Source organism: Streptomyces sp. LUP30, assembly GCF_001746365.1.
GTDB lineage: Bacteria > Actinomycetota > Actinomycetes > Streptomycetales > Streptomycetaceae > Streptomyces.
In genome coordinates this window covers 33,265-47,551 of sequence record NZ_MJAJ01000012.1, presented here as the reverse complement: position 1 = coordinate 47,551, position 14,287 = coordinate 33,265, and the positions used below count along the sequence as shown (strand labels likewise).

The 14,287-nt window shown below is 72.8% G+C and carries 14 protein-coding genes; 2 read left to right on the top strand and 12 right to left on the bottom strand.

The features are described from left to right. Nucleotides 1-100: 100 nt before the first annotated feature. Nucleotides 101-526, bottom strand: a complete 426-nt coding sequence (locus BG482_RS12865; protein ID WP_069769123.1) for a hypothetical protein — start codon at nt 524-526, stop codon at nt 101-103. A gap of 165 nt (nt 527-691) precedes the next feature. Here BG482_RS12865 and BG482_RS12860 point away from each other — a divergent pair, with 165 nt between their 5' ends. Together BG482_RS12860 and BG482_RS12855 are read left to right on the top strand one after the other, a co-directional pair. Next, nucleotides 692-997, top strand: a complete 306-nt coding sequence (locus tag BG482_RS12860; protein ID WP_069769208.1) for an SHOCT domain-containing protein — start codon at nt 692-694, stop codon at nt 995-997. Nucleotides 998-1,130: 133 nt separating this feature from the next. After that, nucleotides 1,131-1,967 (top strand): SAM-dependent methyltransferase, encoded by an 837-nt coding sequence (locus tag BG482_RS12855; RefSeq protein WP_069769122.1) that lies wholly within the window; start codon nt 1,131-1,133, stop codon nt 1,965-1,967. Nucleotides 1,968-1,989: 22 nt separating this feature from the next. Here the strand turns inward: BG482_RS12855 and BG482_RS12850 are convergent, their stop codons facing one another. The 11 genes from BG482_RS12850 to BG482_RS12800 all read right to left on the bottom strand — a co-directional run bounded on the left by BG482_RS12850 (nt 1,990) and on the right by BG482_RS12800 (nt 14,079). After that, nucleotides 1,990-2,847 carry a PaaX family transcriptional regulator C-terminal domain-containing protein gene (locus BG482_RS12850; RefSeq protein ID WP_079141774.1) on the bottom strand — a complete coding sequence of 286 codons (858 nt, stop codon included), beginning with the start codon at nt 2,845-2,847 and terminating at the stop codon, nt 1,990-1,992. Nucleotides 2,848-2,987: 140 nt separating this feature from the next. Beyond that, on the bottom strand, nt 2,988-4,340 hold the full coding sequence (locus BG482_RS12845) for an MFS transporter (RefSeq protein WP_069769121.1): 1,353 nt from the start codon (nt 4,338-4,340) through the stop codon (nt 2,988-2,990). Nucleotides 4,341-4,485: 145 nt separating this feature from the next. Then, nucleotides 4,486-6,900 (bottom strand): SpoIIE family protein phosphatase, encoded by a 2,415-nt coding sequence (locus BG482_RS12840; RefSeq protein WP_069769120.1) that lies wholly within the window; start codon nt 6,898-6,900, stop codon nt 4,486-4,488. 130 nt (nt 6,901-7,030) lie between these two features. Beyond that, nucleotides 7,031-8,503 carry a HAMP domain-containing sensor histidine kinase gene (locus tag BG482_RS12835; protein WP_069769206.1) on the bottom strand — a complete coding sequence of 491 codons (1,473 nt, stop codon included), beginning with the start codon at nt 8,501-8,503 and terminating at the stop codon, nt 7,031-7,033. Nucleotides 8,504-8,523: 20 nt separating this feature from the next. After that, nucleotides 8,524-9,240, bottom strand: a complete 717-nt coding sequence (locus BG482_RS12830) for a response regulator transcription factor (RefSeq protein ID WP_069769119.1) — start codon at nt 9,238-9,240, stop codon at nt 8,524-8,526. A gap of 122 nt (nt 9,241-9,362) precedes the next feature. Further along, complete coding sequence (locus BG482_RS12825; RefSeq protein ID WP_069769118.1) at nt 9,363-10,007, bottom strand: FMN reductase; 645 nt, start codon at nt 10,005-10,007, stop codon at nt 9,363-9,365. Further along, entirely contained in the window at nt 10,004-11,095 is a 1,092-nt protein-coding gene (locus tag BG482_RS12820) for an LLM class flavin-dependent oxidoreductase (RefSeq protein ID WP_069769117.1), read from the bottom strand. Before BG482_RS12820 ends, BG482_RS12825 begins: the two co-directional genes overlap by 4 nt. A gap of 71 nt (nt 11,096-11,166) precedes the next feature. Further along, the gene (locus BG482_RS12815; protein ID WP_069769116.1) at nt 11,167-12,033 is read right to left on the bottom strand and encodes a TIGR03943 family protein; all 867 of its coding nucleotides are present in this window, start codon (nt 12,031-12,033) and stop codon (nt 11,167-11,169) included. After that, nucleotides 12,030-13,055, bottom strand: coding sequence for a permease (locus tag BG482_RS12810; RefSeq protein WP_069769115.1), 1,026 nt, complete (start codon nt 13,053-13,055; stop codon nt 12,030-12,032). Before BG482_RS12810 ends, BG482_RS12815 begins: the two co-directional genes overlap by 4 nt. Before the next feature lie 6 nt (nt 13,056-13,061). Continuing rightward, nucleotides 13,062-13,535 carry a MarR family winged helix-turn-helix transcriptional regulator gene (locus BG482_RS12805; protein WP_069769114.1) on the bottom strand — a complete coding sequence of 158 codons (474 nt, stop codon included), beginning with the start codon at nt 13,533-13,535 and terminating at the stop codon, nt 13,062-13,064. A gap of 67 nt (nt 13,536-13,602) precedes the next feature. Continuing rightward, on the bottom strand, nt 13,603-14,079 hold the full coding sequence (locus BG482_RS12800) for a hypothetical protein (protein ID WP_069769113.1): 477 nt from the start codon (nt 14,077-14,079) through the stop codon (nt 13,603-13,605). Between the last annotated feature and the right edge of the window lie 208 nt (nt 14,080-14,287).

Sequence of the window (14,287 nt, the reverse complement as noted above, 5' to 3'; positions counted from 1 at the left end):
GATGCACAAATGCAGTGCACAGGCCGCCGACACGGGTTCCGGCCGCACCCGAGGGGGGTGCGGCCGGGGCCGGACGGCGTGATGCCCGCAGGGCGGAAAATCAGATCGCACGTTCCTTTCGCGGGCCGACGCACAGGGCCCAGATCACGAATCCGTCGATGACCATCAGCGTGATGGCCCAGAACGGATACCAGGGCAGCCAGACGAAATTGGCGATCAGGTTCAGGCCTGCCACGGTGATACCGACGACACGGGCCCACATCGCCCCGGTGAACAGGGCCATACCCGCCAGCACCACCACGATGCCGAGGGAGAGGTGCAGCCAGCCCCAGCTGGTCAGGCTCCACTGGAAGGTGAAATTGCGGGTGGAGACGAATACGTCGTCCTTCGCGATGGCGGATATTCCCTCGAATATCGCCAGGACACCGCCGAACATCATCATGATCGCGGCGAAGACCGTCCAACCGGACACCTCGCCCATTCCCCGGGCGGTGGTCCGGTGCATTCCGGTGCTCTGTGTGGCCATTTTGCGGGCTCCTTCAGCTGGGCCTCGACGCCGGGACGACCGCCCGGTCGTGGACACAACTCCAGCGTGCCACCAGTCGGCGTAATCGGCAGATCGGGCGGGAATTCGCGGAACATGGCGCACAGTGTTCCAATGGAATGACCTATGGACGAAAGGGGATGGGCCATGCCTGGTCTTCTTCGCGGAGTCGCGCGCACCGCGGTCGTCGCGGGTACGGCGACCGCCGTCTCCAACCGTGTGTCGCGCCGTCAGCAGGGACGCTGGGCGGCGCAGGAGGGTTACCGGGAGCCCCCGCCGCAGCCCTACGAGCAGCAGCCGGCCGCGCCGCAGACCGCGCCGCAGACCGGGCCGCAGCAGGCCGACGACCTCGGTGACAGGATCGAGCACCTCAGGCAGCTCGGGGAGCTCAAGGAACAGGGGGTGCTCACCGAGTCCGAGTTCGCGGAGCAGAAGCGCCGGCTCCTGGGCTGAGACGGGACCGGAACTGCCGTGGCCCCGCCCGTGGTTGGACGCCGACGAGGACATGCCAGGATGATGATCCGACAGTCACCCATCTCGGTTCATCCGGCGGCAGGACGCGAAGTCCAGGGCGGAGCCAGGCAGCATGACACCTCCTCGCGGCGGCGACGGCGTCGAAGGCGCCGTCGCCGGCACGTCACCGGCGATCGACACGAGCAAGCCCCACCCCGCCCGGATGTACGACTACTTCCTCGGCGGCAAGGACAACTACGAGGTCGACCAGGAAGCCGCCGAGAGGTTCATCCAGGCGGCGCCGGAGGTCCGGCTCGCCGTCCGGGCGAACCGGCGGTTCATGCACCGCGCCGTGCGGTACGTCGTCGCCGAAGGCGGGGTCCGGCAGATCCTCGACATCGGCACCGGCCTGCCGACCGAGCCCAACGTGCACCAGATAGCGCGCGCCGTCGCCCCCGGGACCCGCGTGGCCTACGTCGACAACGACCCGATCGTCAGCGCCCATTCGCGGAGCCTGCTGGACGACGACGACCAGACCTCCGTCGTCCTGGCCGACCTGCGCGACCCCCGGTCCGTCCTCGACCACCCCGACGTGCGCAGGGTCATCGACTTCGACCAGCCGGTGGCGCTGCTGCTGGTGGCCGTCCTGCACTTCGTGACCGAGGAGGAGGACCCGGACGCCGTCGTCGCCACCCTGCTGGACGCGCTGCCGGCCGGATCCCACCTCGTGCTGTCCCACGCGACGGTCGACATCCACGACGACGCCCGCGAGGACGCGGTGAACGTCTACAAGAACGCCACCGCCACCATGAACCCCCGCGGCCGCGCCCGCGTCCTGAGCTTCTTCGGCGATCTCGCGCTGGCCGAGCCGGGCCTGGTCCTCGTCCCGGACTGGCGGCCCGACGAGCCCGCGCCCCATGGCGCCCCGCCGATCGGCATCTACGGCGGCGTGGCCCGCAAGAACGGCTGATCCCCTTCCTGGTGAGGTGCGGTCAGCGCAGGGGCGTCGTCTCCAGGGCCGTGGCGGCCAGGCGTTCCGCCGGGGCCGCGGTCTGTTCCGCCACCCGGCGGAAGGTGACCTGGGCGGGCCGGGCCGGCCACTCCGGAGGGAGGTGGCGGGCGGGGAGCCTCGGGTCCGTGCGGATCGTCCAGAGCCATTCGCTCACCAGGCGCAGGCGGGTGCCGATCGGGTCGTCGCCCGGTCCGGCGTTCAGGTGGGCGGTCCAGCGCTTGTCGAAGGCGACGTAGCGGGCGGCGATGCTCTCCAGGTCCCAGGTCTCGCGGACCATGAGGCCGATGTCGACGGCAGGGTCGGCCGAGGCGTGGAAGATCTTGACGTGGTCGGTCAGGCCGAGTTCGGCGACCACGGCGGCGACGTCCACCCGGCCCGGCGCGATCCACAGCCCGCTGTACAGCGCGCCGAATCCGGACCAGACGAGCCGTGAGCGCAGGTCGTGGCGCTCGCGCTGGCGGGACTCGGGGAGCGAGAAGCCGAGCAGCGTCCAGTCGCCGTCCCAGTCGTCGTTGACCGCGCCCTTGCGCCAGATGCGGTCACGGCCGTCGCACAGGACGCGGGTGGCCTGCTCGGTCAGGCCGAAGTACATGCGGCGGCCCTCCCGTTGCCGGCGCAGCAGGCCCCGGCTGACCATGCGGGTCAGTGTGGACCGCACGGCCTGTTCGCCCACGCCCACCCGGCCGAGGACGTCGATGATGCTGCCCGAGTAGACGCACAGGTCGCCCTGTTCGAGGACGTGGTTGCCGAAGAAGGCGAGCATCAGCGACTGCGGGCGCAGTTGCGGGGCGCCGTCCGGTGCGTCCGGGATGTCGTCCGAGATGTCGTCGTCCTCCACGGGGGAAAGGGTACGACCGCCCGTCGGCGGCGCGGCGGGCGGTCGTGCACGTCAGCGGCGGTCGGCGGCCGGATGGGCGGCGGTGTGCGGGGGCGGGGGCGCCGCCGGCCGGTGGGGAGCCCGGCCGTCGGCGCCGCCCGTCATGCGGAGACCTCCTGCGTGTGCGGGACGTCGGAGCCGTCCGCGGCGTCGGCGAGGGAGTCCCGGCTGGTCTCGCGCACGAACAGGACGGTGACCGCCGTGATGACGGCCCCGCCGCACAGCAGCAGCGACACGGGGGTGCTGTCGCCGCTGCCGGCCACCAGGCTCCCGGCGATCATCGGGGAGAACCCGGCGCCGATGAGGGTGGCGCCCTGGTAGCCGAGCGAGGCGCCGGTGTAGCGGACCTTGGTGCCGAACATCTCGGTGAGCAGGGCGCCCAGCGGCCCGTACATCGTGGACTGGGCGATGCCGTGCCCGAGGACGACGGCGAGGATCAGCAGCCCCGGCGACTTCGAGTCGACCAGCGCGAGCACGGGGAAGGCGAGTGCGGCCGACGCGATCGCCCCGGCGAGGACCACCGGGCGGCGGCCGACCCGGTCGGAGAGCGCGGAGGCGCAGGGCAGCACGACGAGTGCGACGGAGGCGGAGACCGTGAGCGCGGTGAGCACCTGCGGGCGGGCGTAGCCGATGCCGGTGGCGTACGCGATCAGGTAGCCGGTCAGCAGCGACTGGGCGGTGAAGGCGCCGATGCCGACGCAGCAGGCCAGCAGGACGGGGCGGGGGCGCCGCAGCACGTCGAGGATCGGCAGCCGCGACTCGGCGCCGTCCTGCTTCACCTCGGCGAACAGCGGGCTCTCGACGACCTTGAGGCGGACGAACAGTCCGACGCCGAGCAGCACCACGCTCAGCAGGAACGGCACCCGCCAGCCCCAGGCGGCGAACTCGTCGTCGGGGAGGGCGACGACGAGCGTGACGACGGCGGTGGAGAGCAGGGAGCCGAGCGGGGCTCCCATCTGCGTGAAGCTGGACCACAGTCCGCGCCGCCGTTCGCCCGCGTGCTCGACGACCATGAGCGTGGCGCCGCCCCACTCGCCGCCGATGGCGATGCCCTGGACGACGCGCAGGGCGATGAGCAGCACCGGCGCCCACACACCGATCGTGTCGTAGGTGGGCAGCAGTCCGACGAGGAAGCTCGCGCCGCCCATCAGGCCCATGGTGAGCAGGAGCATCGACTTGCGGCCGAGCCGGTCGCCGAAGTGCCCGAAGAGGATGCCGCCGAGCGGACGGGCGACATAGCCGGCGGCGAAGGTGCCGAACGCGGCGACGGTGCCGACGGCCGGGTCGGCGCCGGGGAAGAAGAGCTCGCCGAAGACGAGGGCGGCGACGGTTCCGTAGACGAGGAAGTCGTAGAACTCCACGGCGGTGCCGAGCAGTCCGGAGGCGGCGACCACGCGCAGCTGCCGGTTTCGTTCGGTGGTCGTGGACGGTGATGCGACGGGGGACGGGGGCATCGCGGTCTCCCTTGACCGGGGGAATGACACCGCGAAGTTAGGCCTTCATCTGACTGCCGTCAATAAAGTGCACAACATTGCCGCAGCCCGCCCCCGCGGGCGGGCTGCACGGGCCGACTGCGCCGGGTGGGCCGTCGCGGAGGACTCAGAGCCACGAGCCGTCGGACGGCCCGCCGATGGTCTGCTCCGCCCAGATCGTCTTGCCCTTGGCCCCCGGACGGGTGCCCCAGCGCCGGCTCAGCTGCGCGACCAGGAGGAGACCGCGGCCGCCCTCGTCGTAGGTGCGGGCCCGACGCATGTGGGGGGCCGTGCCGCCGCCGTCGGAGACCTCGCAGATGAGCGTCCGGTCGCGGATGAGGCGCAGCTGCACGGGCGGTTCGCCGTGCCGGATGGCGTTGGTGACCAGCTCGCTGACGATCAGCTCGGTCACGAAGGCGGCGTCGGTCAGCCCCCAGGTCTCCAACCGGTCGACCGCGCGCTTGCGGGCCTCGGCGACCGCGGCGGGGTCCGACGCCACCTCCCAGGTGGCGATCCGGGAGGCTTCGAGCGCCCGGGTGCGGGCGACCAGGAGCGCCACGTCGTCGGAGGGCAGCCGGGGAAGCAGGTCGGCGAGGACCGTGTCGCAGACCGCGTCCAGCGAGGCGGCGGGCGCGGCCAGGGCCCGGCACAGCCGGGAGGCGCCCTCGTCGACGTCGCTGTCGCGGGAGCGGGAGTCGATCAGCCCGTCGGTGTAGAGGGCGAGCAGGCTGCCCTCGGGCAGGTCGATCTCCAGCGACTCGAAGGGCAGCCCGCCCAGGCCGAGCGGCGGGCCGGCCGGCAGGGCCAGCAGCTTCACCTCGCCGTCGGGGGTGACCACCGCCGGCAGCGGATGACCGGCCCTGGCCAGGGTGCAGCGCCGGGCGAGCGGGTCGTACACGGCGTACAGACACGTCGCCCCGACGTCCCCTGCCGCCTCCTGATCGCCCAGCGCGTCGGTCTCGGTGGCCAGCAGGCCCACCAGATCGTCCAGGTGGGTGAGCAGTTCGTCGGGGGGCAGGTCGATGTCGGCGAGGGTGCGGACGGCCGTGCGCAGCCGCCCCATCGACGCCGAGGCGTGGATGCCGTGCCCCACGACGTCGCCGACGACCAGCGCGACCCTGGCCCCGGACAGCGGGATGACGTCGAACCAGTCGCCGCCCACCCCGGCCCGCACATCGGCCGGGAGATAGCGGGAGGCCACCTCCACCGCGGACTGCTCGGGCAGCCGCTGCGGCAGCAGGCTGCGCTGCAGGGCGACCGACGTCGCACGTTCGCGGGTGTAGCGGCGGGCGTTGTCGATGCAGACCGCCGCCCTGGCCGCCAGCTCCTCGGCGAGGACGAGGTCGTCCGCCTCGAAGGGGTCCGGGCGCCGGTGGCGCGCGAAGACGACGACGCCCAGCGTGGTGCCGCGCGCCGACAGGGGCACGGCCATCAGCGAGTGGAAGCCGTAGTCACGGATGCGGGCGACGCGCAGCGGGTCCCCGGAGACCCACTCCGGCACCGCGTCCCGGTCGATCCGGCGCCGCACGGAACGCCCCGAGCGCAGGGTCTCCACCGGCGGCGAGCCCTCCGGGTACGCGTCCACGTCGCCGAGCGCGAGGACGGCCTCGGGGGCGCCCGGCAGCACCGACTGGTGGGCGACGCGCCGCAGCAGCAGCGGGCCGCCGGCCACCGGCTCCTCCCGCCCCTGCTCGAACGAGGTCAGCAGGTCCACGCTGAGGAAGTCGGCCAGGCCCGGCACCGCCACGTCCGCCAGCTCCTGCGCCGTCCGCGTCACATCGAGCGTGCTGCCGATCCGGGTGCTGGCCTCCGCGATCAGCTGCAGGCGCTCCCGGGCCCGGTGCTGCTCCGTCATGTCGTGCCCGGTGGCGGCCACGCCGAGCACCCGGCCGTCCGGGTCCTCCACCCGGTAGAGGTGGACCGACCAGGCGTGCTCACGGGATTCGCCGGGCGCCTGGGCGTGGTTCTCCACGTACTGCGGCTCACCGGTCTCCAGGGCCTGCCGCATCCGCCGCTCGACCTCCTGCGACAGCGGTGTGGGGAGGACGTCCGTCATCCGCAGCCCGCGCAGCTCCTCCTCGCTCAGGCCCAGCGCGGCCTGCGCGGCCCCGTTGGAGCAGCGGAAGCGCAGGTCGGTGTCGTACACGGAGGTCGCGCAGGAGGGCGACTGCAGAAAGCCCCAGCGCATGAGCGCGTCGTCCTCCGGCCGGAGCGGGTCGGACGGGGCGCCCACCAGGAGCCAGTCGCGGACCCCGTCGCCCTCCGTCCGGCGGTGCGCGACGACCCTGATCTGCAGGCGGCGGCCGTCCCGGTGGCGCAGGGCGAGCGTGCCCCGCCATCTGGGCAGTCCCGCCGACTGCCGAAGGTCCGCCGCGCCGGACTCCCCGGCGAGCAGCGTCGCCGCCGGCCGGCCGAGGATCTCCTGCGGGGCGTATCCCAGCAGCCGTGCGGCTCCCTCGTTCCAGCCGGTCACGATGCCCTGTTCGTCGACGGTGACGCGCGCGGTGAGCGGCTCACCGACGGCGTCCGATGCCTCACTCACATACTCATCTCGCTCTCCCGCGTAAACACGTATTTCGTATTATTCCCACCACCTCACGCCTCAAGCCCACCGCCCCCGTCCGACAGCAGAGCCGTGCGTCGGACGGGGAGAGTCGTGCGTCGGACGTGCGTCAGGGGCGCAGACGGCTGCGGTGCTCGTGGGGGCGTTCGTCGTCCTGGAGGCGGTCCGGAAGGCCGCCGCCCGCGGTGAAGCCGATCACCGTGCCGCCGCCCGCGCGGCGGAAGGCGAAGGGCGCTCCGCCGTGAGCCAGGGCCACCTCGCGGACGATCGACAGGCCGAGGCCGGAGCCCGGCAGGGAGCGGGCGTCCGCGGCCCGGTAGAAGCGGTCGAAGACACGGGTCAGATCGGACTCGGCGATACCGGGCCCGCGGTCGCGGACCTCGACGCGGACGACCCCCGGCCGGGCCGGCCCGGTGACGGCGATCTCGACGGGCGCGCGGCCGTCGCGGTCGAACTTGGTCGCGTTCTCCACCAGATTGGACACGGCGCGCTGCAGCATCCCCGGCCGCCCGTGGACGCTGGTGTCGCCGCTCGCCAAAATCAGGATCTGCCTCCCGGTGCGGCGCCGGGCCAAACCCGCGACCTCCTCCGCGACGTCGGCGAGGTCCAGGCTGCGCGGGGGCTCGGCGTCGGACTGGCCGGCCGCGAGATCGACGAGCTCGTTGACCAGGTCGGTCAGCTCGCGGGCCTCCTGGGTGAGGTCCGCGACCAGTTCGTCACGGGTGTCCGGCGGCAGTTCGTCGATACGGCGCAGCAGGGAGATGTTCGTCCGCAGCGACGTCAGCGGGGTGCGCAGCTCGTGCCCCGCGTCCTGGACGAGCCGCCGCTGGTCCTCCTCCGACTGCGCGAGCCGGCCCAACATGCGGTCGAAGGCACGGCCGAGGCGGCCCACCTCGTCATGTCCGGTGACCGGCACCTGGACGCCCAGGCGGCGGGTGCGGGCGACGTCCTCGGCGGCGGTGGTCAGGATGACCAGCCGGTGGGTGATGCGCCGGGCCAGCCACCAGCCGAACAGCCCGGCGGCCGTCACGACGGCGATCATCAGGACCAGGGTGCGCTGCTGGAGCGCTCGCAGCAGGTCCTCGGTGTCACTGAACTCCTGCGCCACCTGCACCGCACCCCGGCCCCCGCCCAGGGAGACGGTCGCGATGCGGTAGACGTCGCTGCCGACGTCCACGTCCTTGTGGACGGTCATCCCCCCGGCCGTCGAGGCGGCCGCGACCGCGCGGTCCGCGGCCACCACCGGCAGCCCGGGACTGCCGCTGTCCACGACGGAGCCGTCCGCTCCGAGGACCTGCACGTCCGTGCGGGCCGGCCGCACGATGTCGTGGCCGGGCGCGGCCGAGGAGAAGTCCTGCGGCGCCATCCGGTGGTCGCGCACCTCGTCCCGCAGGTCCTGCACGACCTCGTCGAAGACCGACTCCTGGTCGACCCGCACCAGCCGGGCGGCCGCCGAGTACGACAGGACGCCGACGAGGACGGTGACGGCGGCGGTCACGGCCGCGAAGGACACCGCGAACGTGGTGCGCAGCGACACCAGCTTCGGCCGCGGCCGGGACAGCAGCCGGCGCAGCCGACGCAGACGGCTCACGCCCGCGGCCCTCAGTCCTCCCGCAGCACGTAACCCACGCCGCGCACGGTGTGGATCAGCTGCGGGGCTCCCGGCTGGTCGAGCTTGCGGCGCAGATAACCGACGTAGACGGCGAGGTTCTTGGAACCGGGACCGAAGTCGTAGCCCCAGATGCGGTCGTAGATCGTGGAGTGGTCCAGCACGATCCCGGCGTTGCGCACCAGCAGCTCGAGCAGCTCGAACTCGGTCCGGGTCAGCTCCAGCTCCCGCGCGCCCCGCCACACCCGCCGCGCCTGCGGGTCCATCCGCAGCCCGGCCGCCTCCACATACCGCTCGGGCGACTGCCTCGGGGGCTCCGGCGGCGCGGGCGGCGCGGTCTCGGCGCCGGTCCGGCGCAGCAGCGCCCGCAACCGGGCGAAGACCTCCTCGACGTCGAACGGCTTGACGACGTAGTCGTCGGCGCCCGCGTCCAGTCCCGCGATCCGGTCGGCGGTCTCCACCAGCGCGGTCAGCATCAGGATCGGCGTGCGGTCGCCCTCGGCGCGCAGCACCCGGCAGACCTGCAGCCCGTCGATCCCGGGCATCATCACATCGAGGACGAGCACGTCCGGCGGGTTCCTGTGGGCCTGCGCCAGCGCCTCGACCCCGTCGGCGACCGCGGTGACCCGGTAGCCCTCCAGGGCCAGGGCGCGCTCCAGGGCGTGGCGGATGGCGCGGTCGTCTTCGGCGAGCAGAACGGTGGGAGGCACCCGCCCAGTCTGCCCTGGTCCCTGCCGGTCGGGGCGGTGGGGACGGTCCTACGATCACCCTTCTTACTCGGCTCTCACCGATCTGCCGGGCGGGTCGTGCGCACCCGCCCGGCGCTCGGTCCTCACCGTCCGGCCAGCGCCGCCAGCTGCTCGGCGAAGGGCACCACGGTGAACTCGGTCTTGCCGGTGTCGGCGGTCTTGCCGGCGTTGCCGGCGTTGCCGGCGTTCGCCGGTCCGGGCGGCGGTGCGGGCGCGGACAGACCGGCCGTCAGCGAGACCAGCTCCCCCGCCGCCCGCTCGATCCGCTCGGGCAGGCCCTGCGCACCCCAGTCCTCCGAGGCCGCGTAGACGGCGGTCGGGACGACCACCGCACGCAGATAGGAGAAGAGCGGCCGCAGCGCGTGCTCCAGCACGAGCGAGTGGCGCGCGCTGCCGCCGGTCGCGGCGATCAGCACCGGCTTGCCCGCCAGCGCCTCCTGGTCCAGCACGTCGAAGAACGACTTGAACAGACCGCTGTAGGAGGCGGAGAACACCGGCGTCACGACGATCAGCCCGTCCGCGTCCGTCACCGCCTCCAGGGCGGCGGCCAGCTTCCCGCCGGGAAAGCCGTTGGTGAGGTTGTGGGCGATCTCGACGGCGAGGTCGCGCAGTTCCACGACCTGGACGTCGACGGTCGTCTTCCGCTGCACCGCCTGGGCCAGCCGGTCGGCCAGCAACCGGGTCGACGACGGGACGCTCAGCCCCGCCGAGACGACGACGAGCTTCATGCCACGACCTCCTTGGCTTCCTTCTGCGCGAGCAGCGACGGGTGGGTGGGCGCGTCCGGCACATCGGCCGGCCGTCCCACGGCGAACTCCTTGCGCAGCACCGGCACGACCTCCTCGCCGAGCAGGTCGAGCTGCTCCAGCACGGTCTTCAGCGGCAGCCCCGCGTGGTCGAGCAGGAACAGCTGGCGCTGGTAGTCGCCCGCGTACTCGCGGAACTTCAGCGTCTTCTCGATGACCTGCTCGGGTGTGCCGACGGTCAGCGGGGTCTGGTCGGTGAAGTCCTCCAGGGACGGCCCGTGCCCGTAGACCGGCGCGTTGTCGAAGTACGGCCGGAACTCGCGGACGGCGTCCTGCGAGTTCTTCCGCATGAACACCTGCCCGCCGAGGCCGACGATGGCCTGCTCGGGCGTGCCGTGTCCGTAGTGCGCGTACCTGGCCCGGTACAGCTCGACCATCCTCTTGGTGTGGTCGGCGGGCCAGAAGATGTTGTTGTGGAAGAAGCCGTCGCCGTAGTAGGCGGCCTGCTCGGCTATCTCGGGCGAGCGGATGGAGCCGTGCCAGACGAACGGCGGCACGTCGTCCAGCGGGCGGGGCGTGGAGGTGAAGCCCTGCAGCGCGGTGCGGAACTTCCCCTCCCAGTCGACGACGTCCTCGCGCCACAGCCTGCGCAGCAGGGCGTAGTTCTCGATGGCGAGGTTGATGCCCTCGCGGATGTCCTGCCCGAACCAGGGGTAGACCGGCCCGGTGTTGCCGCGGCCCATCATGAGGTCCACGCGCCCGTCGGCCAGGTGCTGGAGCATCGCGAAGTCCTCCGCGATCTTCACCGGGTCGTTGGTGGTGATGAGGGTGGTGGAGGTGGAGAGGATCAGCTTCTGCGTCTGCGCGGCGATGTACCCGAGCATCGTCGTCGGGGACGAGGGCACGAACGGCGGGTTGTGGTGCTCGCCGGTCGCGAAGACGTCGAGGCCGACCTCCTCGGCCTTCAGCGCGATGGCGACCATGGCCTTGATCCGCTCGGCCTCGGTCGGCGTACGGCCCGTCGTCGGGTCCGGCGTGACATCGCCCACCGTGAAGATCCCGAACTGCATGGTCGCTCACCCTCCAAAGTTGTTGACCGTTAAACTATACGGGCCAACAGCGACCCCGCCACCCCTATTCCCTAGGAGGTGAGCGGCACGGCGTCCATGTACGCGTTGGACGGCTTGTCCACCTTCGTCACCTCGCGCGCGTCCACCGCCACCCCTGCCGACGACGTCCCCAACGCCCCGCCCGGATGCCAGGTCCCGTCGACCGTCACCCACGTGTCGGCCTTCGGCGCCGTCGTCCCGTACACCCGCACCTTCAGCGTCGTCGAGTCCGCCGCACAGCAGCTGATGACGATCCGGGTGAGATACCAGCCGTCCCCGTCGGCGGACGTCACGAACCCGGTCATCCGGACCGTGCGCCCCCTGATCGCCCGCGAACGGTCCTGCTGCACGCGCTGGGTGAACTCGGTGAGCGTGATCGGAAGCGGCGAGGTCGCCGGCAGCGGATCGAAGTCGTCCTCCTGCACCGCGACGGCCTTGGCCGGCTCCCGGGACGCGGTGTACGAGCCGAGGGCGGGCGGGGCGTAGAACAGCAGGCTCAGCACCGGCAGGAACAGCAGCCAGGCGACCCGCGGCACCCGGGAGTGGTCATGCCCATGGCCGTGACCCCCCTCGCCGTCGCCGTCCCCCGCCTTCTGGCCGCCGTCGCCGTGGCCGCCGTCGCCGTGGCCGCCGGCCTGGCCTTGCGCGTCGGCACGGCCGTGATCGTGATCGTCTCCGGGGCCGCTGTGATCGTCTCCGTGGGCGTGCGTGCCGCCGCCGAGGCGGCGGCCGGGCCAGGCCTCCGCCGCTCCCAGCCCGATCAGCAGCACGCCCGAGGCGATCAGCAACGGCCGCATCCCCGCCTTCACGAACCGCAGGTACTCGTCCGTGAAAAGCGAGGTGTGCAGCAACCCGAGACCCGCGAGGAGCAACAGCCCCACCTGCGCGAACCGCTTCACAGCAGCACCCCTCCGATCACCGCGCTGCACACCACCGCGACCACCGCCGTGGCCGCCGAGAACCGCACCGCGAAGGCCCGCCCGAACGTCCCCGCCTGCAAGGCGATCAGCTTCAGGTCGACCATCGGGCCCACCACCATGAACGCCAGCCGCGCCACCGGCGAGAACCCGCTGAGCGACGCCGCCACGAACGCGTCCGCCTCACTGCACACCGCCAGCACGATCGCCAGCGCCGCCAGGAACAGCACCGACAGCCACGGCGAACCGGAGAACGCGTCCAGCACCGACCGCGGCACCGCCACGTTGAAGGTCGCCGCCGCCATCGCCCCCACCACCAGAAAGCCCCCGGCATGCAGGAAGTCGTGCTGGAAACCGCGCCGGAACTCCGTCCAGCGGCTGTGCCCCGGCCGGTGCCCGGAATGCCGCACCACCGGCCGCAACCACTCCTCCCGGCCCAGCCACAACCACAGCCAGCCCATCGCCGCCGCCGTCACCAACGAGGCCACGAGCCGGGCCAGCACCATCTCCGGGCTGCCGGGAAACGCCACCGCCGTCGCCGTCAGCACCACCGGGTTCACGGCGGGCGCGGACAGCAGGAACGCGAACGCCGCGGCAGGGGTCACCCCCCGCCCGATCAGGCTGCTCGCCACCGGCACCGACGCGCACTCGCACCCCGGCAGCACCACCCCCGCCACCCCCGCCACCGGCACCGCCAGCGCCGCCCGCTTCGGCAGCAGCCGGCTGAAGACGCTCGCCGGCACGAACGCGTTGATCGCCCCCGACAGAGCCGTGCCCAGCAACAGGAACGGCAGCGCCTGCACGGTCACCGCCAGACACACCGTCCGCCACGCCTGTACCGCGGGCTCCTCCAGCGTCCGCCCGACGAGCACCAGCACCGCGCCCGGCGCCAACGCCGCGCCCAGCAGCAGCAGCGGCCAGTGCCGCGGCAACCCGCGCCCCGCTCGGGCGCCCCGCGCCCCTTCGGCCGCCGTCGCGGACGGCCGTATCTCCGTCTCCTGCATCCGCCCCTAGACCCGGCCTTCCCGCAACCGCACGACCTGCTCCGCCCCGAACTCCACCGTCCGCCGCATATGCCGGACGATCACCGCGAGTTCGGCGTCCGCGAGATCCTCGAAGAGCGGCATCCAGTCGCCGCCCAGCCGCCCCCACATCCGCTTGAACTCCGCGGCCCGCTCCGGCACCGTCGCCACCAGCACCCGGCGCCGGTCCGCGGCGTCCCGCTCCCGGACCACATAGCCCGCCTTCTCCAGCCGGTCCACCAGCCGGGTCGCCGACCCGGTGGTCAGCCCCGTCAGTTCGGCGACCCGGCCCGTCGTCACCGGCTCGCGCTCCAGCACCAGCAGGTTCAGGCACTGCAGGTCCGTGGGATGCAGCCCGAGACGGTCGGCGAGCGCCTGGTTGAACAGGGCGTAGGCGGCCATGTACCGGCGGGAGACCACGGACAGCTCGTCCAGCAGCCGCGACCGCACGTTCCCGGACATCGCACCCCTTCGTGGCGTCTCCGTCGACGCCGTCCGCGCATCGTACGACGCACCGGCAGGACGACGGTCAGAAGAAGTAGGCGTCCCCGGTGTCCAGCACCAGCACCTGCCGCCGGTCGTTGGACCGGTTACGGTCCACCGCCCCGCCGCCCCACACCGTGTCCACGTCCATCGTCACCTCGGCCGGCCGCCCCCGCAGCCGCACCCCCAACACGATCCGCTCCCCCAGCCCGTCCGCGGCCAGCGCCCCCGTCCGGCACACCACCTCCTGCCGCCCCGTCCGCGCACACCCCTGCGCGAGCCGCTGCTCCCCCGCCGCCAACGGCGCCGACCACCGCAGCCGCACGGTCGAGTCGGGGACGTCCCCCGGCCCGTGGTTGCGCGGAGTCAGCCGCACGTCGACCCGGCCCCCTGCCAGCACGGCAGACCCGTGATACGACAGGTCGGCCTCGGGCGCCTCCCCCGCGGCCCGCGCCGGCGAGACCCCCGCGCCCAGCGCCAGCAGCACGGCACCCCACACCGCGAGACCCCGCAACCTGCGCATGCCATCACTCCTCGATCAGAAACCGCGGCCCCGTGCAGGGGATGTATCCCACGGCCGCCGCCCCACGAGCACCCCCCATCAGGTGACAACCCCCAGGGCACGGACGACCTCCGAGGAAGGGGCCCCCGTCACCCGCGCCCACAGGACGAGACCACCGGTCGGGCCGTCGCCCGGCCCGCCTATCCTGGCGGCACCGACCCGCACCGTC